The organism is Legionella nigrisilvae (assembly GCF_977063395.2).
Map to the genome: position 1 here is coordinate 228,098 of NZ_CDRUGZ020000044.1, position 25,969 is coordinate 254,066.

Below are 25,969 nucleotides of genomic sequence, written 5' to 3' on the forward strand. Positions count from 1 at the left end.
TACCGTTCTATCTTATTTTTTCTTGCCCATATCTATAGACCAACCACCGCCTAAGGCTTTAATCAACTGAATACTTGCAATTTGACGGCGAGTGTGGATATTAACTAATGCAAGTTTTGATTGTAGTGCAGTATTTTCAGCGACCACAACTTGCAGGAACGTAACCAACCCTCCTTTGTATCGGTATACTTCTTGATCCCAAGCACGTTTTGCTGCACGAGCTGCGACTTTTTGACTTCGATATTCCTGATCGAGCTGGTGAATCGCAATCAGATTATCTTCCACTTCTTGGAATGCAGTTAACACAGTTTGCCGATAAGTAGCAACTGTCTCAAAATACTGGGCTTTGGCTTGATTTAATAACCCGCGTAATCGACCCCCATCAAAAATGGTTACTTGTGCTACAGGCTGCGTTAAAGTCAATAAACTCAACGGCCCCAAGGACCAAAAAAGACTAGGTTTTGAAATGAGATTCGCAAGACTTTTGCTTTGGAAACCCATACTACCAGTTAGGTCAATCACTGGGAAAAAAGCAGCTCGGGCAACACCAATTTTTGCATTTGCCGCTTGGACTCGTGCTTCAGCAGCAACAATATCAGGTCTTCTCTCTAGAAGGGTTGAAGGGACATTAGGAGCAATTTCCAAAAAAATCTTAGGGGATGGAGCTGGTGGTAAAGAAAAATTACTAGGTATTTCCCCAATCAATACTGCGATGGCATGTTCAAGTTGAGCTCGCTGTAATCGCATGTCTGCTGCCATGGTTTTTGCATTTTCAAGTTGGGTTTCTGCTTCATCCACATCGGGTATGGGTGCAGCACCACCTCGATAACGATTTTTTGTTAAATAAAGAGCTTTTTGATATGCAATAACGGTAGTATCCAAGATACGCTGTGCCTCATCACTCCCTCTTAACGCAAAATAATTATTCGCAAGTTCTGCTTGTAAACTCAAACGAACAGAAGCGGCATCAGCCGCACTTGCCGTGGCATTACGTTCACTTGCAATGACCGAATTACGAACACTACCCCATGCGTCAAGCTCATAAGAAAGGAACCCCCCAACTAAAAATTGGTTAAATACAGGAGTAGATACTGGATTCGCTACCGTTCGTGAATTTTGCTGGCGATCCGCATTGAATAATCCCTGGAGAGTGGGGAAAAAATATGACCTCGCTACTTGGACCAATGAAATTGCTTCTTGAAAGTGAGCATAAGCCAATTTTAAATTCTGGTTGGCTACATTCAGTTGGCTTTCTAAATTATTTAAAACAGGATCATTAAAGGCTTGCCACCAAGCCTCGGGAGATACAATTTGAGGTGTCGATTTAATTTCAACCCATTTTCCTGGCTCCTTAAAATGTTCAGGCATAGGCATCATGGGGCGATGGTATGTTGGAGCGAAAGAACAACCCATTAATGCAAAAATAAGTGCACCAGCACCAAACAATTTTTTCATGAAACAACTCGCACAGATTCACCATTCCTAATGGCATCAGGAGGATTAAGCACAACTCGATCACCTGGCAATACTCCTGTAGCAATTTCAACTGTTGCGCCGAAATCTCGTCGAAGCGTAACTGATTTTAAGACAATTTTATTATCTTTATTCAAAGTCGCAACTTGTAATCCTTGAGCCTGAAACAGCAAAGTATTGACAGGAAGGATCACCGTTTTCGGAGGAATATCTAAAGTAAACCAAACTTCAGTATACCCACCTGGCAATAATTCCTTATTTTTATTGGGTGAAATAAATTGAGCAAGCAAAGTACGCGTATTAGGATCAATGGCTTGCGCTGTTTCAAACAATTTGGCGGAAAAGACTTGCTTCGGGTGCTCTGCAAAATGGAGATCTACCGTCATATTAGGTTTAATTCGTGAAGAGTAATACTGAGGAATTTTGACATAAATTCTCAATGGACTTGTTTGGGCAATACGAAATAGAGGTTTCGCTGTTGAACTGCTCCCAGCGTTAATTAAATCACCAATATCGGTAGCACGATCCGTGATAACCCCATCAAAAGGAGCGATTACACGTTCAAAACCGACTAATTCTTGTAATCGTTGCAAATTAGCTTTAGCAGCAAACATCGCAGCCTCTAAGGCCGCAGCTGTACTTACTTTTTCATCAGTCTCTTGTTGAGATACAGATTCTGTTTTTACTAAATGAAGCCAACGTTTTGCTGTAATCTGGGCCAATTGATTGTTTGCTATTGCAGTCTTCAAATCGGCCCTCGCTTGACGTTCCTGCGCATCAACCTCTGGTGTTTCAATGACCGCAAGCAAATCACCTTTTTTAACGTGACTGCCAATATCTACATACCATTTTTTTATATAACCATTAGTTCGTGCATAAATAGGTGACTCGTGCCAAGCTTGAACATTACCGGGTAAAATAATTTTATCAACCCCCTTTTCTTGTTGGGCTGTCATCACTCGTACTACAGGAACCGCATCCGCAAGAGTCTCATTACGTAAATGAATTGCTGCATAAATACGTAAAACTATTATCACTGAAAGGATGAATAAAAAAACGGTTATTGCAATAATAAGCCTTCTGTGTTTATGGTCCTGTACATATGATCGAATGGATTTAAGCATGATCCTTCCTTTGCTTTTTCTTCAACTTGCGTTCGTGAATCACATAAAAAACCGAGGGAACAAAAAAGAGAGTAGCCATCGTTGCAAAAGACAACCCCCCAATTACGGCCCGTCCTAGTGGAGCATTCTGCTCCCCTCCATCTCCCAAGCCCAAAGCCATGGGAAACATACCAATAATCATCGCCAATGCAGTCATCATTACAGGCCGTAAACGCGTCTGTCCTGCCTCAAGTGCTGCCTTCATGGGATCATTTTCAGTGGCAAGATGATCGCGGGCAAAACTAATAATAAGGATACTATTTGCTGTTGCCACCCCCATACACATAATGGCTCCTGTTAGTGCAGGCACACTCAAAGCGGTATGAGTGATGAATAACATCCAAGCAATTCCTGCAATCGCAGCAGGCAAGGCAGTAATAATAATAAAAGGATCAACCCATGATTGAAAGTTAATAACAATCAACAAATAAACCAACAAAATCGAAAAAGCTAAACCCCAATACAAACCATTAAATGCATGCTCCTTAGTATCAATCTGGCCACGAATCGCTACCGAAGATCCTCTCGGCAGTTCGTCTTGCGTATCATGAATAATTTTCTGAATGTCTTTAGTTATTGATCCTAAATCTCTATCTTGGATTGAAGCAAAAATATCAATCACTGGCTGAACATTATAATGCGACTCAACAACAGAGGTCCAAGTACGTTTCAATTTGGCAAAAGAACCTAAAATTTGCAGCCGACTGGGCAGAGTTAAACTGCCAATCGGGATATTAAGCAAATCATTTAATGAAGTCATGACATATTGGGGGGCTTGCGTAACAATCGGATAAGAAACTCCGTTTTTAGGATCCAACCAAAATGTGGGTGTCGTTTGAAAACTACCTGATAAGGTCACTAATAAATCGGAAGCGATATTGAGTTGAGTAAATCCAAGTTCATTGGCCAAACTCCGATCAACCTTCACAAAAAACTCAGGATAATTATTAGATTGTCTTATTCGCACATCAGTGAGACCGGGAACTCGCTTTAACTGATTCATCAAGTTATTGGCATGCCGAGCATTGGCCTCTTTTTTTAAGCCAATGACCTGGATATTAATTGGTGATGGCAAACCAAAATTGATAATTTGGTTTACAATATCCGCCGGTAAAAAAGCGAACGTCACTGCTGGAAAATGGTCTCTTAAAACCGATCTTAATTGATGAACGTACTCTGAACTAGGTCGATGTCCATCCTTCAGGGAGATTAAAATATCCGCATCTTCTGGGCCATTCGTTGCTGAATTACTGTACGATAAATTAATACCACTCACAGGTAAACCAATATTATCAACAATACTGCCAAGATCCTTGGGCGGTATTACCTTTCGAATTACGGTATCAATGTTATCGACAATTCGTGCTGTCTCCTCTACCCTAGTTCCCGTTGGAGCACTAATATGTAATTTAATTTGTCCCGCGTCGACATCAGGAAAGAAATTCGAACCCAACCATGGCCACAGCAATACAATTGAAAGGGCAACAAAACCTAAAAAATAAAAAATAAAAACTTTAGCATTGTTCAATACCCAAGATAATGATTTGAAATATTGGGCGCGCAATCGTGCAAATTGTTCTTCAAAAGATTGGTGTAAGCGCGCAAAACGTCCTTTATCTTGCTCTTCACCTATCAATTCGTGTTTATGCAACCAGTATTTTGCCAAAGTAGCAACCAGTGTACGGGATAAAATATAAGACATGAGCATGGCAAAAATTACTGCTTCAGCTAAAGGAACAAATAGATATTGGGCAACGCCTCCCAAATAAAACATAGGAACAAACACGATACAAATACATAAGGTTGATACCAACGCAGGTATCGCAATCTGTTTCGCGCCATCAAGAATTGCTTGTTCCACTTCTTTACCCTGCTCCAAATTCCAGTTAATGTTTTCAATAGCAACCGTAGCATCGTCAACTAAAATACCCACCGCCAGTGCCAAACCACCTAAGGTCATAATATTGATTGTCTCTCCCAAAGCAGAAAGGATAGTAATCGATGCAATGATAGATAAAGGAATGGACAAAGTAATTATAAGCGTACTCCGTAAACTCCCAAGAAAAAGTAAAATCATAAGTCCAGTTAGTGCAGCTGCAATCACCCCCTCCGTAATAACCCCACGAATCGCCGCGGTAACAAAGATTGATTGATCCGCAAATTTGGACAAGTTAAGCCCTTCCGGAAGCATGTTCTTAACTTTTGGTAATAAATCTTTAACCCGATTCACAATATCTAAAGTAGAAGCATTACCGGTTTTTTGGATTGACATCATAACCGCCCTTTTCCCATCCACTCGTACGATATTAGTTTGTGGGGCAAATCCATCACGCACATGAGCTACATCACGGATGTATAAAACTCGTCCAGGAGTGGATTTAACGGGCACATCATTTAATTCAACTGCTGAACGGGGGCTACCATTCAACTTAACAATATATTCATACTCTCCTATTTTTTGGGTACCTGCGGGGATAATGAGGTTTTGGGAAAGAATTGCATTATTAATTTCTTGTGCAGAAATACCATAGGTTTGCATTGCTTGCAGATCTAAATCGACCTGGATTTGACGTATTTTGCCTCCATAGGGATACGGCAGTGCAGCTCCTTGTACGGTTGCTAGTTGAGTACGAAGAAAGTTATTGGCCAAATCATTTAATTTTTGTTCTGGGATAGTTGCACTCGATAATACCAGTTGTAAAACAGGAACTGTTGAAGCTTTATAGCTTAATACTAATGGAGGTAAAGTTCCTGGTGGTAAACTACGGAGCATCGTTTGTGCAATTGCTGTGACTTGGCTTAAAGCCAAGTCAACATTTACATTGGGTTGAAAGAATAATTTGATCACACTAACACCAATCAACGACGAAGATTCAATGTGTTCAATATCATTCACTGTGGTAGTAACTGCTCGCTCAAAGACACTCGCAATACGATTCCCCATTTCATCAGGAGGCAAGCCTGCGTAATTCCATACAACGCTCACAACCGGAATATTAATGTCAGGAAAAATATCTGTAGGCGTACGCATTATCGCTAGAGGCCCAATAATAAGAAGCATTAGAGCCATTACAATAAACGTGTAAGGTCGCGAAAGTGCAATCCATACAATCCACATAAACATCCATATTAACGATTCGAAAAGTGAACCATTATATCAATGAAATCCATTAAATTTTAAGAATAAACTCAAGTTTTATTACGGGATTAGGTATCAGGTGATTTAATTCATATATTGACAAATTAGATATCTAAAGTTTGGGTAGGGGATTGTTTAAATTGAACTTATTAAATGAGTTATTACTTGTTTAACTAAAATCAAATTCCTGACCACAACGGATAAACCCTAAAAAACCATGAGCTTGTGCATCAGGTAGAGGGCCATCATTGTAATGATATAACCAACTTTTGGCTTTAATTTCAGGATCTAAAGTAACAAGCTGCTTAAAATGAGCATGTACTCCGCTTGGGGTTTCCAAGGTTTCACAATCATGAAAAATTAGAGTTGCCTCACGATAATAGGGGTCGAAACGTTCTGGGGTAAATCGTGCATCTGTAGTAATAAAATATTCTTTTCCTTTATAACTAATACTCAAACCATAGCTTGGCATTAATTCTTTATTGGAATAAATATGGAGTGTTTGTACTGGGTTGAGTGCCAAGCCTTCCCAATTAAAAGGGTGACCAGTACGAACCGCTTGGACTGCAAAATAATCGCTCAAAGTTGCTTCTTTATCATCAAGGGTTTTCAACCCACCACTTAGACTGCTATTCCATAATAGATCTACTAATTGTTCATGAATAATTAAATGAGGCATTCCCTTGGGGGAGGAAGCAAATTTTCGTTGAAAGGCGAACCATTCAATTCCACCTATGTGATCGGCATGTAAATGGCTTATATACAGTGCATCAATATCTTGAGATTGGTATCCTGCTTTTGTTAAAGAAAAACGAATATCTGTACCACAATCTATCAGGAGTTTTTTCCCACTATCTGTTAGAAGTAGCATATTTGATTGAAAATTTCCGAAATCCGTTCCTATACCGCTACCGGCTCCTAAAAATAACAATTTCATTAATAATCCTTGAACAATTTAAGGATCAAGTCTGACTCGTCCTAAGAATTCCCTAATAAAACAGACCTCTCTTCTATAAAGAATAGCATTTAAAATAAGTTATTAGAAATGCCTCCTTTATTATATAAATAAGCTATTCTTGAATGTAAGTGAATAGAAAAAAAGAGTTAAAGGTGCTCAGAAAGCTTCATCTTAAAAACACACGTCTTTTACACTATTTTTTCTTCTTCTTAGCGCTCACTGTAATGAGCCTTATCATGTGTTTATTTCTGTTAAAACACATTGCAGTTCAAGAGGTTATTGATGGCAATGAGCGTTATCAATTGTATGTATTAGCGAATAAGCTTCGACAAAGCTCTGATGATTTAACTGAGATGGCCCGCCTTTATGTAGTAACCGGCGAGAAGAAATATCGTAATTACTATAATGAAATTTTAGCGATACGTAATGGAACTTCCCCTCTCCCTTTAAATTATGACGAATTGTATTGGGATTTAGTTATTAATAACAAACAGCCCCAATCGTATGGTCCAGCAAAATCGTTATCCTCAATGATGTTGGAGCATCATTTTACGCTCAAAGAATTTTCCTTATTGGCCAAAGCAGAAAACCAAAGTAATAAACTCTCCGAAACTGAAATCAAAGCTATGAATTTATTTGAGGGTAAATATCCTGATAAATCAGGAAATTACACCATTATTGGCAAACCAAATCCTCAATTAGCGCAGCAAATGGTTTTTGGGGACGATTATATGAGCGCCAAATTACAAGTGGTAAAACCCTTACAAGAATTTTTTAAACTCGTAGATACTCGCACATTTTTAACGAATGAAAAAATTGATCTCAAAATGTCTAAAATTATTGCCCTGGCTCTTGCGCTCTCTTTTTTGTCAACAATACTTATGCTCTTTTTTATTATTCATGCATTAAAGACTTTATCAAGAGTAAATGAGGAAAATGATTTATTACTCTTGAATATTTTGCCAGAAGCAATCGCTGCACGCTTGAAAAAAGGAGAGGAAGATATTGCAGATGAATTTTCCCAAGCAAGCGTGATGTTTGCAGATATTATTAATTTCTCACAATTAACGGAGGAATTAGGAGCAAAACAAACGGTAAATATTCTCAATCGCTTGTTTGCAGAGCTTGATAAACTCACAGAGCAATATTATGTAGAAAAAGTTAAAACCATTGGTGATAATTATATGGCTGTATCAGGAGTCCCTGAACAAACCACTCGACATGCCATTAATATTGCAAATTATGCTTTGGCCATTCTGGAACGAATGATGAGGTTTAATCAAGAACACCACATGAAACTTCAATTTCGGATTGGAATGACCTATGGTACTGTAATCGCAGGAATCATCGGCCATAAAAAATTTGTTTATGATATATGGGGTAATGTAGTCAACTTAGCCAGTCGTCTAGAAGAAACATCCCTTCCTAATAAAATCCACATCTCAGAAAAAATGGCTTTTATGCTTCAAGATGAATTCCTTATTGAACCCCGAGGAACTCTGGAAATGAAAGGGATTGGCAAAATAAAGACTTATTTCCTTTTGGGAAAAAAAGAAAATTAAAGCTACCTATTGCGTTCATTGATCTTTATGGCAACGGGGACAAATTCCATAAATATTCAAAGCGTGATCGGTCATGTGAAAATTGGCGCGTTCGGCGATAGTTTTCTGTCTTTGTTCAATGACCTCGTCAACAAACTCCTCAACACAACCACATTTGATGCAAACCAGGTGATCATGATGCGCTCCCTGGCTTAATTCAAATACAGAGTGCCCTCCCTCAAAATTATGCCGATTCACCAATCCTGCAGTCTCGAATTGCGTTAGTACTCGATAAACCGTAGCAAGCCCCACATCTTCGCCTGTCTCTAATAATGCTTTATAAACACCTTCCGCGCTTAAATGATGGTTAGGAGACTGTTCCAATATTTGTAATACTTTTAAACGAGGCAAAGTAATCTTCAATCCAGCATTTTTTAGCTGTTTACTCTCTTCCATCAATGCTCCTTTGCAGTAACGAACTTGTCTACTTCTAACCTGAAAAAATTTCCGCAGATGGGTCCTTTTCGCTTGTACAGTAAGGGTTACAACTGCTTTTCTAGGTTAAAGGTGTCTTTCAGTAAATGACGTGTTATTATGGCGAAATTTTTCACGATAGGCAAAAAAAATGAGAATAATAATTTTTCTATTAGGAATTGTGTGTACCTTAACCCTTACTCAATGCTCATCATTTGATCTGTCCCGACGAGTAGTACAACAAGGAAATTTATTACCCAAATCGAAAATCGACCGACTCAAAATCGGAATGAGTAAAAATGATGTTGCTATATTAATGGGAACCAGTTTGTTAAGTCCTACGTTTAATGAAAACCGATGGGATTATGCATACACTTGGCGTAGAGGCCGAGGATATACGACTATGTCCACAGTCAGCTTATACTTCCAAAATGGAGTTCTCGCACGTATCGAACGGGGTAAACTAAAACCGGGGGTAGCGTCACTTAATCAACCGGACATTAATCAAGAATAAGCAAGATTCCTAATTTCTAATTTGTAACCTGGGTGTAGCGTAGCGAAACCCAGGATTCCTAGCAACAATTTCCAAAATTCAAGGCGGGCGCTAGACTACATAGGATGAAGATTAGCGAGCGCGGATGGCCTTTTGACGGCGTTTCTCTTTTGGATCGAGAACCAAAGGTCGGTATATCTCGATCCTATCTCCCTCTTGCAACACCTGTTCTAAAGAAACCTGTTTTGCATAAATTCCAACAGACATGCCTTGCGTCTCCGGATAGTCTTCATATATTCCTGACACATTAAGCGCATCAAGAACTGTTGCTCCTGGTTCGAGCTCTAAAACCCGATGCTGTACCGTCTTGTCAATAGCCACATAAACCAACTCAACTTTGACCATAAATTTCCTTGGCTCGCTCACAAAATGAGTCGACCATCTTATCGGTGACTTGCTCAAATACCGGGCCAAGAAGCATCGAAAACATACGCCCTGCAAATTCAAATTCCAGGTCAAAAGAGATTTTGCATCCTTCTTCGACTTCATCAAAGCGCCAAAAACCCTCTAAATGACTGAATGGACCATCAACAAGACGAATTTCTATCATTTTGTTAACTTGTAGCATATTACGTGTGGTAAATGATTTACTCATACCAGCAGCACCAATCACTAAAGTGGCCTGCACTTCATCTTCATCGCGATGATGTACTAAACTTTCTGCGCAGTAAGGTAAAAATTCCGCATATCGCTCTACTTCATTCACCAACGAAAACATTTGCTCACAGGTATAATTAACCGTACGTGACTTTTTCACTATGGGCATTATGCTTCTCCCCGAATTTTATTTCTAAACCAAAGACTTAAGTCTTTAATCTCCTCGAAACAAATTGAATGTTCCATAGGATATTTATAATAAGATAGGTGTTCATATCCTTTACCCAATAACCAATCTTTACTCGATTCAGTCCATTGAGGCAAAACCAACGGATCAAATTGTCCTGCTCCCATAAAAAAAGGGGTACTCTTATCCAACTTAGGTCTGGTATGCGCCGCTAAAGGTAAGTAAGCAGATAAAGCTACAACCCCCGCCAAGCGAGCTGTGGTATGAAGAGCGGTATGCAATGCCATTGCTCCTCCTTGTGAAAACCCTGCTAAAAAGATCTGATTGTACTCTAAACCTTCATTTAATTGCTCATCCATGACCTTACGAATCAGCAACTCGGATTGTTCAATTCCTTCTTTATCTTCTCTATCAATTAGTTTCATGCCCATAATATCATACCAAGCAGGCATGACCATGCCAGCATTTAAAGTCACTGGACGCTGGGGGGCATTAATAAATACATGACGTACCGCGAGATCTGCGATAGTTAATTGATCGACTAAACCCATCATATCGGAAGCATCAGCGCCTAAACCATGCATCCAAATAACACATGCTTGTGTTTGAGCCTGTGACTCCTTTATAAAATCACTCAAAACAAATCTCCTCACAGACAAAAAAAGAGAAATTATCGCTAATGCAACAACACAGTGCAAGTTATACGTGTCCGATATTTGATAAAAGCCATATTATTGCAAAATAACATCAGTTTGGGTCATTTATTAACAAATTTGAGGGGTATGGATATTCCATTATTACCCAACATGAATTATAGTTCGCTACTATGAATTAATAAGCGGCAAGCGTATGTTTAAGAAAGTAGAATCCAAGTCATTCACCCTTACGATGTTAGGAACAGATACATCTTACACTCCTACTTTAAAAAATAAGAAAAAAACTACCCCCTTAAAAGTAGGAACTAGAATACAGGATTACTACCCCAAAGGAGAAACATTAAGTATTGTCTCTACATTAATTAAAACAGAAGAACAGCCAGCGATTGATAGCAAACAACTCGCTCCTTATCAGTCTTTAGAGGTTTCGGTCGTTAATGGTCCAAAAACAGACGGTGGGAATGTTGGCGAAAAAATCGGAATTGGGCTAGGTATTGCATTAAATGCGGTTATCCGTGGGCAAACCGAACTTAATGAAATTGCGCACAGTAGAGGTGGCGTTGAATCCATTCTGATTGCTCATGAAATTAATGCAATCAAAGATGCTATTAACTCTTGCGCGAACTTTGATCAATTAATAAGTCTACTCGAGTCACAACAAACAGAAAGGCAACAAAATAAAAAAGGAAAACCTTTAAACAATACTCCTGACATTATTAAACCCCTTTTATCCCAGCTACCTAAAACTAAAGAAGCTCAGGAACAATGGTTTAATGCACTAAAAACCAATATTTCTAACGTGTCGATGAATCTCTTTATCATTGACCCAGTTCCCGGAGATTGCTGGCCTGTAACCTGGTATGACGAACGATTTTTTACACTTCCAGCTGTTGTAAAACATGCGGAGTTTGTCTATTACGAAAATGAGCGTTCTGATTGGGGCTTTACACCTATCTATCCAGAAGGTTCGACCCCTGATCAAATAATAGTTCGCAACACCATTCCTGGGCATCATGGTACAGGATCTGCTGGAACGAATGCATCACAACAAAACATTGTTGTTTCACCTGAAAAAACCAAAGCGACTCATGTTCAAAAATTAATGCTTTTTAAATTACTGAAGTTTCTAAAGGAACATGGGGTTGAATTTAAAAATGCACAAGAAATTTTTCATGAGCCTACAGGACTAGGTAGAAAATATGTGTCCTTGCTTGCCGATCTCGGAGATGGCATTGATGTGGAAAAACTTGATTTTCCAACGATATTCCGCAAGCTTTACGACAAAATTTACGACAATAGAGCAGCATATGAAGCATTTGATACGACTCACTACACTCTGATGGGAGTAGCGCCGCAACGAAAATTGCTTCGTACGGGCCATAAATATGGTCTTTTAACCGAGGTATTCCCTAAAAATACCGGATATGTTAATGAAGAACATAGCTTTTTAATGAAGGAATATTTCTTCAAGATATTTAATGTACATTCTGATGAAACCAAAGATTTATCCGTATTGATAAATTCAGCCCAAAAAGTACTCTCTAAAAACATTAAAAAAATATCCAATATTTCATCTTCCTTGGTGGAACATTCGATTTCACCAGCCGCAATACTCGACAATGAAAATGCACGCAAGGATGTTTTAAACTCATTTGGAGCATTAATACAAAGGGTCAGCCTACAATATTTGACGGAAGACTGGAGTGAAGAAAGTAAACAAAAAGAGAAGCAAGATCTTTTTATTGCAATCATTGCTATTTTTAAGGAGTTTGACGGATTATTACAAATAGATAATCCCGGCATTCAGGAATTTGTCAAATCTCTCTATAGCTTAAGTTTAAAGGGAATTACCCAAACCGCAGGACAACAACATGCAAACTTGCAAGATGATTTTAATCGTTTGCAAACCTCAACCGATACGAACTTGAAAAGCTTTTTTAATGGGTTATTAACTCAAATCAATAAGGATGAACGGTATTCAAATGGAGAAATTAACCCAGAAATTATACAAATTTTCGAAAGTCCTCAGTTTGCGCAATTAGCCAATTATCCAGTAAGCATAAAAATCCAATACATTTGTGAACAACTGGGGGAAAAACTATCCAAAGATGAGAGTTTGGAAAGTTTAGTTGAACAACTTACGAAACGATTTGAGGAACATTATGGCAGCTCTTTGGCTGAATTTGAAAAACTGCATCATCAAATTAAAGTCTTCATCGATGATATAGAAGCCTTAGGTCGAGTACGAGAGCTCGCAACTGAGGAAGCGGTGTTCAATAAGCATGAACTGTTACTCCGAAAAAAAGCCGAAATGCTAATTGATGTTGCAGCGCAAAAATTTTATCGAGACCGTCCTAATGCTTTGCCTGAACCTGCAGCTAAAGGTACTTTTAAAGAATTAGTGGAACGCCATGCGATTAACAAATATGGTGTGGTAGATAGAGTGAAGCAAGAAAAGGCAGTTTTAGCACAGGAAAAAAACGAATTAACGTCACAAATTGAAATGATGCAGCAAAATTTAGTGGAAAGGAACCAACAGCTAGAAAAAACTAAAACTGTATTGAAAGCGGAACGCAACAAAAAAATCGAATACAGTAAAGCACTGAACGATGAAAACGAGGTTGAGCATTTGCTGCTTATTAAGAAAAAACTCATCCCATTAACTGCGGAATATCTGGCTTGGCTTAGATCTCAATTATCTGATAGACCTAAAGAGTCGGAACAAGATGATGAAATTAAAAAATCCGATGATAAAATAAACGTCAAAATTACAGAAGTAACTAAACTGCTTAAGATTTTAAATAATACACGAGATTTCCCTCGTCCTAAAGAACGCGCGCGACAATTTTACAACTATCTTGATAAAGTGGAACAGACACTGATAAATCACCGTGATGACCGACTAATTCGATATATTAGAAATGCCGTAATTGCCGCAGGGGTTCTTTTGGCAGGTCTAGGATTAATTGGACTTGCAGCTTATACCCGTGTAGGTTATTCCTCAGTTAAATCCCTTCTTTTTTGGCAATCCTCTGGAGAAAATGTGGTTTCCAAATTGAATGAATATAGAAAAGAACTGGATATACCCATTGATAATGAAGAACCAGGAAAAGCACAAGAGCTCAACGTATAGTTAGAAAACCCGATTCTTTTAAAGGTATTGGGTTGCATTAATATCATTGTTTATCACTTGAATTTTTACTTAAATAAATAGATAGTGATACTCAAATCGTTAACCTGCTTATTTCAAATGAAACGAACTTACTTTTTACTTATGATCTGCCTTGTTATTTTCTTATCCGCTTGTGGGCAAAAAGGTCCTCTTTATTTGCCACACCCCACTAGCAGGACTGCAGATAAATCAACTCAATAGAATAATATGAACATTAAATTTACCAAAATGCATGGCTTAGGTAATGATTTCATTGTAATTGATGGGATTCATCAGACAATCAATCTAAGCCCACAGCAAATCGCTATTATGGCGCACCGGAATACCGGGATTGGTTTTGACCAATGCCTGTTAATCGAATCCAGTCAGCAAAAAGGTATTGACTTCAATTATCGAATTTTTAATGCCGATGGGCAGGAAGTGGGTCAATGCGGGAATGGAGCACGTTGTCTTGCCTTATTTGCAAAATACTACGGATTAACCGACAAGAATCACTTAACCGTTGCAACCAAAACGACCCAGATGGATTTGCATATTAATCCAGACTCCAGTGTGCGCGTTAATATGGGGATTCCTCAATTAGCTCCTTCAGCTATTCCACTTAAAGCAGCTCAGCAATCTATTGAATATTCTTTAGAACTTCCAACCCAAAAAATGGTCAAATTCCACGCCTTAAGTGTAGGGAATCCCCATGCAGTGTTATTAGTTACCGATACCGAAACAGCACCAGTGGATACCTTAGGAAAACAAATCAGTTTGCATCAGTGCTTTCCTGCTCAAGCCAATGTGGGATTCATGCAAATTATGAGTTCCCATCATATTAAATTACGTGTTTATGAACGCGGCTGTGGAGAAACCAAAGCCTGTGGAAGTGGTGCGGTTGCCGCGGCGGCGATTGGCCGGCTATACCATCAACTGGATAAACAAATAAAAGTTACCTTGCCCGGGGGTGATTTGTTTATCGACTGGCCGGAATTCAATCAAGCAATTACCCTAACTGGCCCCGCTGTCTTTGTTTATGAGGGTATCTTGTTTTAATAAATAGATAATTGAATCATCTTCGTATTAGTTTACTTATACAAAATTAACACAAGTATTGAATTTTATTTACAAAGAGTTATCCTGAAAGAACGACCTCACACTCGCACCGTTCCATCTGACTTCTATGCAACTCACTACAGTGAGCCTACACGAGAAGAAGCAGAGCGCGCAGAACACCGGAGTGTACACGAGCACATGAGGATTCGAGCACCACATCGGCGAAGTGATTTGCTGTCACAATAGAGTTCGAAAGAAATCTATTTTGAGACTGGTGCTTGACTAAAAGGAGAGTGCCATGACAGGAAGCAAAATACAAAGTTTTGATTTATTCAAAGCGGCTATGGGAAACTCTGAGTACTTAAAAGAGATCAGTCAGGATATAAGGAGTCATACTCAATTTCTAACCACTCTTGAAGAGAGCCAATTAACGGCCTTAGACATCCTTGAGTCCATAAAAATAGTGCAAAGTCTGGAAGTAAAGTCTCTTTTAATTATTCACCTGTTAAGCCAAAAAGAATTCCTATCTTGTTTAAGGGGCGATTCCTTATTAAATCGATTAACGCATCAAGATCATCATGTTCCTTCACGTCTTAATATGTTCATTCATCAACTTGATTTGACAATCCTCTCCGCTCAATTAATTGAGAAATTGGAACCCGAGGCTGCGATAAGTCTTCTTTGTTCAGTCCCTCATTTTCATCAATTAAGTAAAACACAAATTGAGGCTTTAATTGAACGATATCCTCTCTATGAGAGACACCGTGTTTTAACCTACTGGCTCAACCATTTCTCATCCATGCCTAATGCGCAGTATGTGTTGGCTCATTTAATGCACATTGCAGGCCCCAATGTAATCGATGAATTGTGCAAAATGGAGTCCAATCAGAAAGAAGCCATCATAATAAATATTATTGAACATTTGGGCCTATTTAATAAAATACCTCTTAAATTTTTAGAGCATGCAAATAAAGAATCTCATTTGATTTTGGCGATGCGTCTTTATCTCAATGGTCACTATAATAAGGCATATGCTAGTTATATCAATCAACTAACAAAAATATTATTAGATAAAAACCATTCATTTTCGCTCGAAGCAATTGAATTACTTTTTTATCTAAATGATAAACTCGCATTTAAGGAGTTAGCAAAAAGTACGGCTTTTTTAACGAATCGTTATTTAAGAAATAATGCGTTAAAAGGAAATGTTGCATTATTTTATCAAAATAAGCGAATAAATACTCAAAGGTTGTTGCAAACTGTTTATTTAAATCCAATTTCGGAAACTTCCAAAGAGCGAAAACAGTCATCAGACTCTGATGAAAACCCTTTTATCCAAGGATTAATTAAGCATGATAAATCGATTAACTGTTTTGAGTATTTCTTAATACATTATAAAGGGGACCCCGAACCCTTTTCGAAACTAATCAATGACTACATGGATTTCTACGCCGGTTCAGAACACTTAAAATCAAGAAACCAAGCCATACACCATATTGGTTTCATGCTAAGTCGTCCTGAATTAGATCCCATAATAAAGGAAATATTATTTACTGCTTTTTTAAATCATCCTTTATTCTTCGATGAACAAGTCAGCTATCAATTGTTTTTGTTTGATGCAAAGAGAGTTCTCCGATATTTTGGTTTACGTGGTGGGGAGGAAAATTATCAACACGTAATTAATTTGTGTACCTTAGCGTTAAAAAATCTTAATTCCGAAAAAAATCCGCAAATCATTCAGATAGCTCAACAAGCGCTTTCTGAAGCACGGCAAGAGTTAATTTGGATTAAACATCAGGGTTTTTTCGCTACTTTAATCAAATGGCTTAAACGATGCTGGACTTATGGATGGACTGGTTTTTTTAAACCAAACTCTCCTGATTATGTGGTCCCAGAATCATTGAGCTTCATACAAAATAATAAAAATGTACCTAAGAATTCAGAAAAAAAAACGGTTTCACCTCCAGAATCAGCAAAGGATCTTCCGACTTTGTTAAACAAAATTAGATTGCCACTAACACAAGAAAAATTTGCAGGAATTATTAAAGCATTCGAAAGTTATTCGTTAGAAATAATGCCTAAAGATGAGCTAAGTACAAGACAAAAACTTCATAAGCTATACCATTACGTAATGACCCATAAGGAGCATAACGAAGGGCTTTATCGCTGGTTAAAAGAAAATCAAACTCCCTTTAGTGTAAATCGATTCCATTTGCTGGAGTTAACCTTAAAAGAAAAACAACGTGAGGAGGTGGATTCCTTACTGGCAGAGGTAAATGAAGATTCCGATCATTTGCAATATGTTTCTGACGAACTGGATTGTCCTATGCCAGAACTAATAATTAAACCCACACCAAAACCCAAAACTCAAGAAACTTCTGACTTTGTTGCAAGCGCGTCTAAAGTGTTTTCCGAATATGCTTGTGAAGCAACTGTATATGCACACAGCGCATTCCATTGGGCAGAAAGTTTTTTCTCTAAAATGAAACAGCCGGAACAAGAAGAGGACGATACCTTCGAGGTGGAACATATTGAATCGTTTAAAAAAACAATTAGTAGTAGTTAATCTTTAGGTCTTAAGCTTCCAACGTTTATGCATCCAGTTCCATTGCTCAGGATGATTCAATATAATACGTTCTAACGCTTGATTATACGCCAATGTATTCTGGTAAAGGGATTCTTGAGCACTTCCATAATCTTTCCATGGAATAGGATCATAAAATTCTAAAACATGCTTTCCATTGGGTAACCGATAGCCTGCAGCAGGAATCACCGGTACGCCCGTATAACGAGAAAGAGTGGCTAAACTTCGATAAGTCCCTGCTTTCGTACCGAAAAACTCCACGGCAATACCATCACGATTCGCTAAAGAAGCATGTTGATCCAGAACAAAAATGACCGCATGGTTTTGCTCTAAAGCGGCACACACCTTATCAAGCGAATTTTTTTTAGGAATAACGTTTAAACCCACTTGATAATATTGCTTAAACAAACTTCGCTCAATAAATTTGATTGATAAAGTGCGACGAATAAAATGAAACTGTCCTCGAAATTCTTTAAAATTTAAAACACCCCCAATGGGTGCAACTTCCCAATTACCAAAATGTCCTGTTAGAACTAAAACGCCTTTTTGTTGTGCTACCACTGCCAACATATTTTCATGGCCACGAACCTCCACCAGATTGCGTAAATCATCCTCCGACATAAAACGCAATTGAATGGCTTCTTTAAACGACTTAAGCAAATGTGAATAATAGGATATGGCAAGCCGCTTTTTTTGGGCCTCACTTAATTGATCACCGAAAACACGATCAATATTGGCCATAACTATTTTACGCTTATAGGGTAAAAATTTATGGACAAATCGACCCAACCAACTCACGGGCAATTCATTGACTTTTTGTTCTAATTTAATCACAAGCTTTGATCACCAAACACGCATTCATACTGGCAAATCCGCGATTTACCGTCAGTGCATACGGTCCTTTTTTTACAGGTTGATGATCTGCACTTACGGATAAACCATTACAACTGGATGCAATATTTTGCAGATTAGCTATACCTGGCACACATTTAGATGAAAGTGCATAGGTCGTCATTACTGCGTCAATTAATCCAGAAGCGCATATGGTATGTCCCATGGACCATTTGAATGCTGTTACTGGAATTTCCTCATGGCCAAACACATTTTGTATTGCCTGAGATTCACTATAATCTGATTTACTATTACCGTTTCCATGAGCAACGATAAACCCTAAATCATTAGAACTTAATTTTACCAGATCTAACGTACGTTGCATCAGTTCAGCAAGCTGTTGCCCACTGGTATCTAGAGAAAATAGGCCTTCCGCTTCGCTGGTTGATAAACCACCGATAATCTCACCGTAACAGGTGGCTGAGCGCGCATTCATACTGGCTTCACTTTCCAAAACCAAAGCCGCAGCGCCTTCGGCTAAAATTGTACCATCATGCGCTTCATCAAAAGGTTTTAGATGTTGAGTACTCAATACCCCTAATTGATCATAGTAAAAGACCGCTTGAGGCTCAATACCCATATCATAAGCAACGACGACAGCTCGCTCTGCCTGACCCGTACGAATTGCGTGATAGGCTTCCAATAGAGCTTGTGTTCCCCCAACAGCATGATTTGTTACATTATGATTAGGGCCTTTAAATTCATAAGTTATTCCGGTATATGCAAGGACATTATTAGGTAATATTCGTAATAGCCACATCGGATGGACTGTTTCGAATAATTCCTGCGCAAATTGCTGCATCCCGTGGGTTTTTGCTAACAAGGGTAAAAAATCATATTGTTGAAAATATTTATTCCCCGGAGAGCCCACAAATACTGCTGTTTGCTCATTAAATGAATTGGGGTCTGCAAGAGTATCGCGATAATCAATCATATGACTATGTTCAATTGCTTGTACTGCAGCATTAATTCCCATCACATCCTGACGTGAAATGACCTTCATCAACTTACGATCGGGCAGCATTTTTGCAGGGTTGAACTCTTTTAGTTCGCCTCCCAAACGGTGAGACCATTGTGACAAATCCCATTGGGTTATTTCTGCAATCCCACTTTTACCAGAAAGAATCGAATTCCAAGTTGCATCTGCAGTAGCACCTGATGCGGTTAAAGCACTCCGTCCTGTAATAAATACTCTATTGTCTTGACTCATAAATCTGCTCCCCCAAACTCAGGATGCTTAAACAATAAGCAACTATTGGAGCCACCAAATCCAAATGAATTGGATAAAACCACGCCCAAAGATCGTTCGCGTGGCCCATCAACCACATAATCCAAATCGCATTCAGGATCGGGGTTAGTTAAATTAGCGGTTTTAGGGACTTGTGCCTGTTCTATCGATTTAACGGATAAGACTGCCTCAAGTGCGCCTGCAGCAGCAATTAAATGTCCTGTTTGCCCTTTAGTCGAACTTACCGGTAAGGTTGCGACAGACTCCCCAAAAACTGCTTTAATGGCATTTGTTTCGCTTAAGTCATTCATTTTAGTTGAGGTTCCATGTGCATTGATGTAATCCACATCGGAAGCCTTTACTCCAGCATCTTGAAGAGCACGTTCAATTGCTTGAATCGCGCCATCACCATTTGGATGAGAATCGGTAATTCGATAAGAACTTAAAGAATTCCCTTCACCGGCCAATTCAGCATAAATACGGGCACCGCGTGCTTTTGCTTTACTCCATTCTTCAAGAATTAAAAAAGCCGCACCTTCTCCTAAGACAAAACCATTACGCGTGGCATCAAAAGGTCGACTTGCTGTTTCTGGAGTACTGTTGTACGTAGATAAGGCACCTAATAGGCAAAAACTGGATAATCCTAAGGGATTGATCATTGAATCAAATCCGCCAGCTAACATATAATCTGCTTCACCCCGACGAATTACCTGCATTGCTAAACCTAAAGCTTGGCCGCCAGAGGCACAAGCGGTATGTACTGAGGAGGCATAACCTCTGATTCCGAATTGTTGAATCAATAAAGACAAGCCTGAATTTGGCGTTGTTTTGCCAAAATCGGATAATTTATAAAATTCTTGAGTGTTATCAAGCAAACGTCCCCAATCTGCTTCACCATCTGAGGCACAAATTTGCTGAAATCGAGATAGATAATCAAATTCGGCAGTCATCATACCACTGCCGGTAACTACACCCCACTGGGCTGCAGTTTGTTCGGTAGGCACGAGACCCGCATCATCAAAAGCTTGTTGAGCGGCAGCAAGAGCAAAACGGGTAAAATGCACTGAAAAGCGACTTCGTTTGGTAATTAACTTGGGATCGAGCGCAAAGTTTTTCACCTCAGCCGCAATATATGTAGGAAAAGCACTGGCATCAAATTGCTTAATTTCAGCAATTCCTGAGTGTCCCGCCAATAAATTAGACCATGTGGACTGGACATCGAGTCCTAAAGGGGAAACCGCTCCCAAACCTGTAATAGCCACTCGTCTTTTTTTCACTTTATTTATCCTCTGGGAATAAGTACTACATCTACAACACAAACACGTTTACCGGCAACCTCGCTGCGGTAAGCCAGGATCAACTCGTCTTCGGTTTGCTTCTTAACGGTTACATTACATTCAAGAACATCGCCTGGATAGACAAATTCATTCATTTTTATTTTGCGAAATTCGCTTACTTGATACTGTGTTGAGTATCCTGCGCGCAAAACAAATTCATAAGCTAAATTGAGCTTGCATTCCAATAATACCGTCAAAGGTAGTACAGGTTTCTTGGGAAAATGATCTGCAAAATAAGGGGCAGCTCGGGATATTCTTTTTTCAGCGACTAAACGCACCCCCGGTTGACTGGAACATATTCTATCAAAGGCCATGGGCATTACAGACACGTTCGAATCCATTATCAGATAATCATCCGCCACAGGCCCACTTTCTTTACTAATAACCGACCATTCGCCAGGACGGTTAATTTCAGAAAATTGCTGTTTCACTTCATCCAAATTGATAAAATCATCCATAGGCAGTAAAGGGCCTAAAGCGCCGTCAAGACTGAAGACAAGTTCACTACCTACCCGGGCTTCACTATGATATTGCATCACTGAATCATCTATATGTTCTATAAATGACTCCAGCAATAAAGTCTCCCCGACATAGGCTCTGCGGTGCATAGAGGCACGTGCTACGATACCAGCCACAGGCCTATGAGTGAATTCTTGCAGCGCCATAACATTCCATGCTGCCAATTGCCCAAGTGTTTCTCCGATTAAAGAAGGGATAAAACAAGGCCGCCCCTGTTCATCAACTGTGAGGAACGTATCATTTGAGGTAATATGTTTTATTCCCCGGATCCACTGACCAGGAGATGACTCGACGATACGATCAACAAATAAGAATCTCATCAGTATTTAATAAACCCTATTAATCTATAAAAATAATACCGAACTTAAGCTCCAGCTCCGGCAGTTTGTTGCTCTTTGATGGCAACAACAACTAACTTACAAAACGTTTCAATGGTAAATAACAAGGGTATTTCATTGACTTTCATATTTGGCTTGAATTGATCCGCTGGAACTTCGCTTAAATAGTCTTGCAACGCTTTCAAACCTTGCTCAGTAATAACGCCGCCTTTTTCAAACTCATCTTCCGCCAAATCACCCCGTGCATTTTTTTCCAATTGGCCCCGAGGGATTTTTATTTTGAATTCTTTTTCTAATTGGAAAACCAAATCAAGAAAATCAATAGATTCAGCGCCTAGATCTGCTATCAATCGACTATTAAGAGATACGTCTTCAGCATCAATTACTAACACATCAGCAACAATTTCCCTAACCTTAGGATAAACGTCTGCTACATTCATATTTTGTTCCTCAGAGATCAGCTAATTTAAAAAGCCGGGAATTATACCATATATTTTTTTAAAGACACAAAATTAAAGTGATAAGGTATTAACCAACCTGACTATACCCTGCATCAACAAATAAAGTATGAGCATTAATCATAGCCGCTTCCGGTAAGCATAAAAGATAAATTGCATTGGCAACATCTTGGGTTGTCAATGGTCTATCGGCCAAAGAGTGCGCTTGATACTCATCAAGTAACTCTTCTCTGTTAGGAAAATGCTTTAAGGCGTCGGTATCAACTACTCCAGCCGAAACAGTATTCACAGTGATCCCATCAACCGCTAACTCAAGACTTAAAGAGCGAACTAATGCTTCAAGAGCCGCTTTAGAAGCACCTATAAAGGCATAATTAGGAATCGCGCGTGATGCGCCAAGACTGGACAAAGCAATAATTCGACTCCCTTTTGGCATTAATGAACGAGCTTCTGTGGCTAAATGATTTAATGCCAAAGCATTTGTTTCCAAACACCAACGCCAATGCTTAGTTGACATCTTAAGTGCCGATTTTAAAACACCACTGGCCGCATTACTAATTAAGAAATCAAGTCGATTAAAGTGTTCGCGGAATTGAGTCAACATTTCCTTTACGGACTGATGGTCAGCCACATTGGCTTGCAGAGCAATTGCCCTGCGTCCAACAGCCTGGATTTCTTTAACTAAAGCTTGGGCTTCATCAGAGCTGTTGTAATAAACTATAGCAATATCACATCCTGCCTGTGCTAACTTTAATGCAGTCGCCTTACCGATACCCCGTGCACCGCCAGTAATCAATCCAACTTTATCTGCAAAAACCAAACTCATGGAAAATTCCTCATCAACTTCATCTATAAAAGCAACTGTTTGCTAAAACAATGGTATCTCTTTAAGAATCCATCCCCTGTTGCGTGTACCCTGGTCAAAAAACAGAATCCAGGAATTCTCCCTACCCAATCCAGATTCCCTTTTTCTTGCCTAAGTAGTGATTTCAAAATACCAAGCGCTCGTATCCTAACATCCTTGGACCAACAGTTACAAAAAAATACATTTTCATTTTTATTTATCGATAAAGCAATCATTAGATCATTAAATTTTCAAATATCTTGTTTCTAGAGTGCTAACTTTGTACTATCGGCACCACGATTAAGATAAACATATATTAATGAATGAAACATTCTTGGTTTAAAACTGTGTTTCCTATAGCTGCAATTTTTTCTTTTCGCATGCTCGGCTTGTTTTTGCTTATTCCTGTATTTAGCATCTATGCAGAAAATTTGCGTAATGCCACTCCAGCATTGGTAGGTTTTGCGCTTGGAATTTATGGGCTGGCTCAAGGCATCCTCCAAATGCCTTTCGGAATGCTTTCCGATAAAATAGGTAGAAAACCCATGATTACTTTGGGATTGCTTCTTTTTGCCAGTGGAAGCTTACTGGGTGCTCTGACCGATTCTATTTATGGAATGATCTTTGCCCGAGCATTACAAGGAACCGGTGCTATTGGAAGTGTTTTAATCGCCTTACTTGCCGATCTTACGCCTGATGAACAGCGTACCAAGGCCATGGCAGTCATCGGTATGACCATCGGTACATCGTTTAGTTTGGCTATGGTCGTGAGTCCTGCCATTACCCATTATTTTGGTCTATCGGGTATTTTTTATCTCACTACCTTATTAGCGATTGCCGGGATCGTTTTACTTAATTTGGTTATTCCTAAACCTGTAAGTGAACGTTTTCATATTGATAGCGAAACAAATCCCGCTTTATTGAAACAAGTTGTATCCAACATGCAACTACAACGTCTTAATATAGGTATTTTCTGTCAGCATTTTATTCTCACAGCAACCTTTTTTGCTATTCCCTATATCTTAAGAAAACAAGTGGAGCACGGCCATTTATCCCAACAGTGGCATTTTTACCTGCCACTCATGCTCATATCATTTATACTGATGATCCCGTTTATTGTGCTTGCGGAAAAGAAAAAGCGCATGAAAAGCGTTTTTCTTTCTTCAGTCCTTACAATAACTGCAGCACAACTGTTATTGGCCTATACGTTTCAAAATTGGTTTAGTTTGTGCATTCTCATGCTAATTTACTTCGTTGCTTTTAATATCCTCGAGGCAGCATTACCCTCTTTGGTATCGAAACAGGCAAATCCCAATAGTAAAGGGACGGCAATGGGTATTTATTCAACCAGTCAATTTTTAGGGCTTTTTATTGGGGGAGCATTATCTGGTGTACTGTATCAGTGGAATAGTAGCGAGGGAATATTTATTACTAATGCCATTCTTGGTATCTTATGGTTAATTGCATCTGTTTCAATGAAATCAAACGATGCTGTTTCAACACTTATTTTGCACTATCCTTGGTCCGAAAAGAAAGAGAATATAATTACTCAACTACTAAACATTAAAGGAGTGGTTGAGGTGGCACTCGCAGAGAAAGAGCAAGTTATATATTTACGCGTTAATAGAGAGAACTACCCAGAGGGTAGTGCAGAAAAAATTCTATCGACTTTCTCTCATTAAAAAGGGAGGGTTTTTATCGTCGTGTTGAAGAGTCAAATGATCTTATTGACAAACTTTTGGCAACACTTCAGAGCATTTTATTTTTTTGACTCGTTTGTAAACTTTCAGATTGTTCTGGACTAATTGCGAATTGATTTAAATAAAGGTTGAGAAGTTCTTTATTAATATTAAATTCCAGTATAATACTCTTGCCCGTAAATTTTAACCCACTCACCTGATAGCTTTTTATATCGCGGGGCAAAAGAAATAATAGCTCACCGATAAGATAATGTTGATTCTTTGACAAGATTTTATCACACTGTATTATTCTAACTAGTTTTTCAGCAAATTCTTGCAAAATAGGATGTGAATATTCAGGATAATTTATTTTTTCTGGTTTACGTGGAGGGTCAAAGAATCGTGCGGAGACTGAAAAGGAGGAAACACTTGTAAAAGGTTGTTCGTTTAGCCCGTGTCTAAATGTTTTTGCCTTGCCTGCAAGACAGGTTAAGCTAAGATCAAACAAATCATTAGTCATATGGAGTGTTTTCAAAGCACCCTTAGCTCCCCCTAACACGCTCCGTGCTGCTCCTGGCACACTAAGACTCACCTCTGAATAATACTCGATTTCTATTTTTTGGAGGGATTTGTCTAAATGTTTACGAAATTGCTCAGCCATACTTCTAGACTTATTCTCTTGTCGGTATTCATCACAAAAGAATAACTTAATAACATTGTTATCACTAAAATTTGGTATCACTAAATCCTCTGTAAAATGTGCTGCAACGTCCTCAATACCCAGCTCTTGATAAGCGTCATCATCAATTGATTGGTTACAGACTGTGTATTTACTCGTATTCATTCCATGACTCAGGATATAAATGTGGCATTGTCCCTTTTGCAAGGCTTGTTTAAGGCTTAATTGAGTATCAACTTTGCCGCTACCGTGATAAATAATAAATAGTTCTTCACCGTTTCTTTTTGATCGCTCATACCAAACATTGGCTTTTTTTTGTAAATCAAACAAAGCATCCTCAAAGGAAAAAGGAATATACAATATCTTCATAAATCAAACACTCGGCACATCTTTTTAGCTCATTGTAACCAATAATTATTAACAAAGTATTAAATTTAATTCTCTGTATTGCACGCGATTTG

At 38.8% G+C, this 25,969-nt stretch carries 21 protein-coding genes and 1 pseudogene; 7 read left to right on the forward strand and 15 right to left on the reverse strand.

Annotated elements, in window-relative coordinates:
* Positions 1 to 12: 12 nt before the first annotated feature.
* From ACWTE2_RS33365 to ACWTE2_RS33380, 4 genes are all read right to left on the reverse strand, one after another.
* A complete protein-coding gene (locus ACWTE2_RS33365) occupies positions 13 to 1,455 on the reverse strand; it encodes an efflux transporter outer membrane subunit (protein ID WP_454786131.1) in 1,443 nt (480 codons plus the stop codon).
* Positions 1,452 to 2,597: an efflux RND transporter periplasmic adaptor subunit gene (locus tag ACWTE2_RS33370; protein ID WP_454786132.1), complete on the reverse strand. Its 1,146-nt coding sequence runs from the start codon at positions 2,595 to 2,597 to the stop codon at positions 1,452 to 1,454. The genes ACWTE2_RS33365 and ACWTE2_RS33370 overlap by 4 nt, the downstream gene beginning before the upstream one ends.
* Entirely contained in the window at positions 2,590 to 5,754 is a 3,165-nt protein-coding gene (locus ACWTE2_RS33375) for an efflux RND transporter permease subunit (RefSeq protein ID WP_454786133.1), read from the reverse strand. Before ACWTE2_RS33375 ends, ACWTE2_RS33370 begins: the two co-directional genes overlap by 8 nt.
* A gap of 190 nt (positions 5,755 to 5,944) precedes the next feature.
* Complete coding sequence (locus tag ACWTE2_RS33380; protein ID WP_454786134.1) at positions 5,945 to 6,712, reverse strand: MBL fold metallo-hydrolase; 768 nt, start codon at positions 6,710 to 6,712, stop codon at positions 5,945 to 5,947.
* A 257-nt stretch (positions 6,713 to 6,969) separates the two neighbouring features.
* Between ACWTE2_RS33380 and ACWTE2_RS33385 the strand changes: the two genes are divergently transcribed.
* Positions 6,970 to 8,295: an adenylate/guanylate cyclase domain-containing protein gene (locus ACWTE2_RS33385; protein WP_454786135.1), complete on the forward strand. Its 1,326-nt coding sequence runs from the start codon at positions 6,970 to 6,972 to the stop codon at positions 8,293 to 8,295.
* A 15-nt stretch (positions 8,296 to 8,310) separates the two neighbouring features.
* Here ACWTE2_RS33385 and fur read toward each other — a convergent pair whose 3' ends face one another.
* The gene (fur, locus tag ACWTE2_RS33390) at positions 8,311 to 8,730 is read right to left on the reverse strand and encodes a ferric iron uptake transcriptional regulator (protein WP_454786136.1); all 420 of its coding nucleotides are present in this window, start codon (positions 8,728 to 8,730) and stop codon (positions 8,311 to 8,313) included.
* 138 nt (positions 8,731 to 8,868) lie between these two features.
* Between fur and ACWTE2_RS33395 the strand changes: the two are divergent.
* Positions 8,869 to 9,262: pseudogene (locus ACWTE2_RS33395) on the forward strand (outer membrane protein assembly factor BamE).
* A 111-nt stretch (positions 9,263 to 9,373) separates the two neighbouring features.
* Here ACWTE2_RS33395 and ACWTE2_RS33400 read toward each other — a convergent pair.
* From ACWTE2_RS33400 to ACWTE2_RS33410, 3 genes are read right to left on the reverse strand one after another with little or no spacing between them, the layout of a single operon-like run.
* Complete coding sequence (locus tag ACWTE2_RS33400; protein WP_454786137.1) at positions 9,374 to 9,646, reverse strand: RnfH family protein; 273 nt, start codon at positions 9,644 to 9,646, stop codon at positions 9,374 to 9,376.
* Positions 9,633 to 10,067 carry a type II toxin-antitoxin system RatA family toxin gene (locus tag ACWTE2_RS33405; RefSeq protein ID WP_182391629.1) on the reverse strand — a complete coding sequence of 145 codons (435 nt, stop codon included), beginning with the start codon at positions 10,065 to 10,067 and terminating at the stop codon, positions 9,633 to 9,635. The genes ACWTE2_RS33400 and ACWTE2_RS33405 overlap by 14 nt, the downstream gene beginning before the upstream one ends.
* Positions 10,067 to 10,723, reverse strand: a complete 657-nt coding sequence (locus ACWTE2_RS33410) for an alpha/beta hydrolase (protein ID WP_454786138.1) — start codon at positions 10,721 to 10,723, stop codon at positions 10,067 to 10,069. Before ACWTE2_RS33410 ends, ACWTE2_RS33405 begins: the two co-directional genes overlap by 1 nt.
* 211 nt (positions 10,724 to 10,934) lie before the next feature.
* Between ACWTE2_RS33410 and ACWTE2_RS33415 the strand changes: the two genes are divergently transcribed.
* From ACWTE2_RS33415 to ACWTE2_RS33430, 4 genes are all read left to right on the forward strand, one after another.
* Positions 10,935 to 13,874 carry a hypothetical protein gene (locus tag ACWTE2_RS33415; RefSeq protein WP_454786139.1) on the forward strand — a complete coding sequence of 980 codons (2,940 nt, stop codon included), beginning with the start codon at positions 10,935 to 10,937 and terminating at the stop codon, positions 13,872 to 13,874.
* A gap of 117 nt (positions 13,875 to 13,991) precedes the next feature.
* Complete coding sequence (lptM, locus tag ACWTE2_RS33420) at positions 13,992 to 14,114, forward strand: LPS translocon maturation chaperone LptM (protein ID WP_454786140.1); 123 nt, start codon at positions 13,992 to 13,994, stop codon at positions 14,112 to 14,114.
* Positions 14,115 to 14,120: 6 nt separating this feature from the next.
* A complete protein-coding gene (gene dapF, locus ACWTE2_RS33425; RefSeq protein WP_454786141.1) occupies positions 14,121 to 14,951 on the forward strand; it encodes a diaminopimelate epimerase in 831 nt (276 codons plus the stop codon).
* Positions 14,952 to 15,249: 298 nt separating this feature from the next.
* A complete protein-coding gene (locus ACWTE2_RS33430; RefSeq protein ID WP_454786142.1) occupies positions 15,250 to 17,517 on the forward strand; it encodes a hypothetical protein in 2,268 nt (755 codons plus the stop codon).
* 3 nt (positions 17,518 to 17,520) lie between these two features.
* Here ACWTE2_RS33430 and ACWTE2_RS33435 read toward each other — a convergent pair whose 3' ends face one another.
* The 6 genes from ACWTE2_RS33435 to fabL all read right to left on the reverse strand — a co-directional run bounded on the left by ACWTE2_RS33435 (position 17,521) and on the right by fabL (position 23,132).
* Positions 17,521 to 18,369 carry a lysophospholipid acyltransferase family protein gene (locus tag ACWTE2_RS33435; RefSeq protein WP_182391634.1) on the reverse strand — a complete coding sequence of 283 codons (849 nt, stop codon included), beginning with the start codon at positions 18,367 to 18,369 and terminating at the stop codon, positions 17,521 to 17,523.
* Positions 18,362 to 19,636, reverse strand: a complete 1,275-nt coding sequence (locus ACWTE2_RS33440) for a beta-ketoacyl-[acyl-carrier-protein] synthase family protein (protein ID WP_454786143.1) — start codon at positions 19,634 to 19,636, stop codon at positions 18,362 to 18,364. Before ACWTE2_RS33440 ends, ACWTE2_RS33435 begins: the two co-directional genes overlap by 8 nt.
* Entirely contained in the window at positions 19,633 to 20,931 is a 1,299-nt protein-coding gene (locus ACWTE2_RS33445; protein WP_454786144.1) for a beta-ketoacyl-[acyl-carrier-protein] synthase family protein, read from the reverse strand. The genes ACWTE2_RS33440 and ACWTE2_RS33445 overlap by 4 nt, the downstream gene beginning before the upstream one ends.
* A gap of 5 nt (positions 20,932 to 20,936) precedes the next feature.
* A complete protein-coding gene (locus ACWTE2_RS33450) occupies positions 20,937 to 21,830 on the reverse strand; it encodes an ApeI family dehydratase (RefSeq protein ID WP_454786145.1) in 894 nt (297 codons plus the stop codon).
* A gap of 44 nt (positions 21,831 to 21,874) precedes the next feature.
* Positions 21,875 to 22,288, reverse strand: coding sequence for an acyl carrier protein (locus ACWTE2_RS33455; RefSeq protein ID WP_182391638.1), 414 nt, complete (start codon positions 22,286 to 22,288; stop codon positions 21,875 to 21,877).
* An 88-nt stretch (positions 22,289 to 22,376) separates the two neighbouring features.
* A complete protein-coding gene (fabL, locus tag ACWTE2_RS33460; protein ID WP_454786146.1) occupies positions 22,377 to 23,132 on the reverse strand; it encodes an enoyl-[acyl-carrier-protein] reductase FabL in 756 nt (251 codons plus the stop codon).
* 341 nt (positions 23,133 to 23,473) lie between these two features.
* Between fabL and ACWTE2_RS33465 the strand changes: the two genes are divergently transcribed.
* Positions 23,474 to 24,832 (forward strand): MFS transporter, encoded by a 1,359-nt coding sequence (locus ACWTE2_RS33465; RefSeq protein WP_454786147.1) that lies wholly within the window; start codon positions 23,474 to 23,476, stop codon positions 24,830 to 24,832.
* 67 nt (positions 24,833 to 24,899) lie between these two features.
* Here the strand turns inward: ACWTE2_RS33465 and ACWTE2_RS33470 are convergent, their stop codons facing one another.
* The gene (locus ACWTE2_RS33470) at positions 24,900 to 25,877 is read right to left on the reverse strand and encodes a hypothetical protein (RefSeq protein WP_454786148.1); all 978 of its coding nucleotides are present in this window, start codon (positions 25,875 to 25,877) and stop codon (positions 24,900 to 24,902) included.
* Between the last annotated feature and the right edge of the window lie 92 nt (positions 25,878 to 25,969).

Coding starts and splice junctions, on each gene's coding strand:
- ACWTE2_RS33365 (WP_454786131.1), bottom strand. CDS start 1,455: ATGAAAAAATTGTTTGGTGCTGGTGCACTTATTTTTGCATTAATGGGT.
- ACWTE2_RS33370 (WP_454786132.1), bottom strand. CDS start 2,597: ATGCTTAAATCCATTCGATCATATGTACAGGACCATAAACACAGAAGG.
- ACWTE2_RS33375 (WP_454786133.1), bottom strand. CDS start 5,754: ATGTGGATTGTATGGATTGCACTTTCGCGACCTTACACGTTTATTGTA.
- ACWTE2_RS33380 (WP_454786134.1), bottom strand. CDS start 6,712: ATGAAATTGTTATTTTTAGGAGCCGGTAGCGGTATAGGAACGGATTTC.
- ACWTE2_RS33385 (WP_454786135.1), top strand. CDS start 6,970: ATGTGTTTATTTCTGTTAAAACACATTGCAGTTCAAGAGGTTATTGAT.
- fur (WP_454786136.1), bottom strand. CDS start 8,730: ATGGAAGAGAGTAAACAGCTAAAAAATGCTGGATTGAAGATTACTTTG.
- ACWTE2_RS33400 (WP_454786137.1), bottom strand. CDS start 9,646: ATGGTCAAAGTTGAGTTGGTTTATGTGGCTATTGACAAGACGGTACAG.
- ACWTE2_RS33405 (WP_182391629.1), bottom strand. CDS start 10,067: ATGCCCATAGTGAAAAAGTCACGTACGGTTAATTATACCTGTGAGCAA.
- ACWTE2_RS33415 (WP_454786139.1), top strand. CDS start 10,935: ATGTTTAAGAAAGTAGAATCCAAGTCATTCACCCTTACGATGTTAGGA.
- lptM (WP_454786140.1), top strand. CDS start 13,992: ATGAAACGAACTTACTTTTTACTTATGATCTGCCTTGTTATTTTCTTA.
- dapF (WP_454786141.1), top strand. CDS start 14,121: ATGAACATTAAATTTACCAAAATGCATGGCTTAGGTAATGATTTCATT.
- ACWTE2_RS33430 (WP_454786142.1), top strand. CDS start 15,250: ATGACAGGAAGCAAAATACAAAGTTTTGATTTATTCAAAGCGGCTATG.
- ACWTE2_RS33440 (WP_454786143.1), bottom strand. CDS start 19,636: ATGAGTCAAGACAATAGAGTATTTATTACAGGACGGAGTGCTTTAACC.
- ACWTE2_RS33450 (WP_454786145.1), bottom strand. CDS start 21,830: ATGAGATTCTTATTTGTTGATCGTATCGTCGAGTCATCTCCTGGTCAG.
- ACWTE2_RS33455 (WP_182391638.1), bottom strand. CDS start 22,288: ATGAATGTAGCAGACGTTTATCCTAAGGTTAGGGAAATTGTTGCTGAT.
- fabL (WP_454786146.1), bottom strand. CDS start 23,132: ATGAGTTTGGTTTTTGCAGATAAAGTTGGATTGATTACTGGCGGTGCA.
- ACWTE2_RS33465 (WP_454786147.1), top strand. CDS start 23,474: ATGAAACATTCTTGGTTTAAAACTGTGTTTCCTATAGCTGCAATTTTT.
- ACWTE2_RS33470 (WP_454786148.1), bottom strand. CDS start 25,877: ATGAAGATATTGTATATTCCTTTTTCCTTTGAGGATGCTTTGTTTGAT.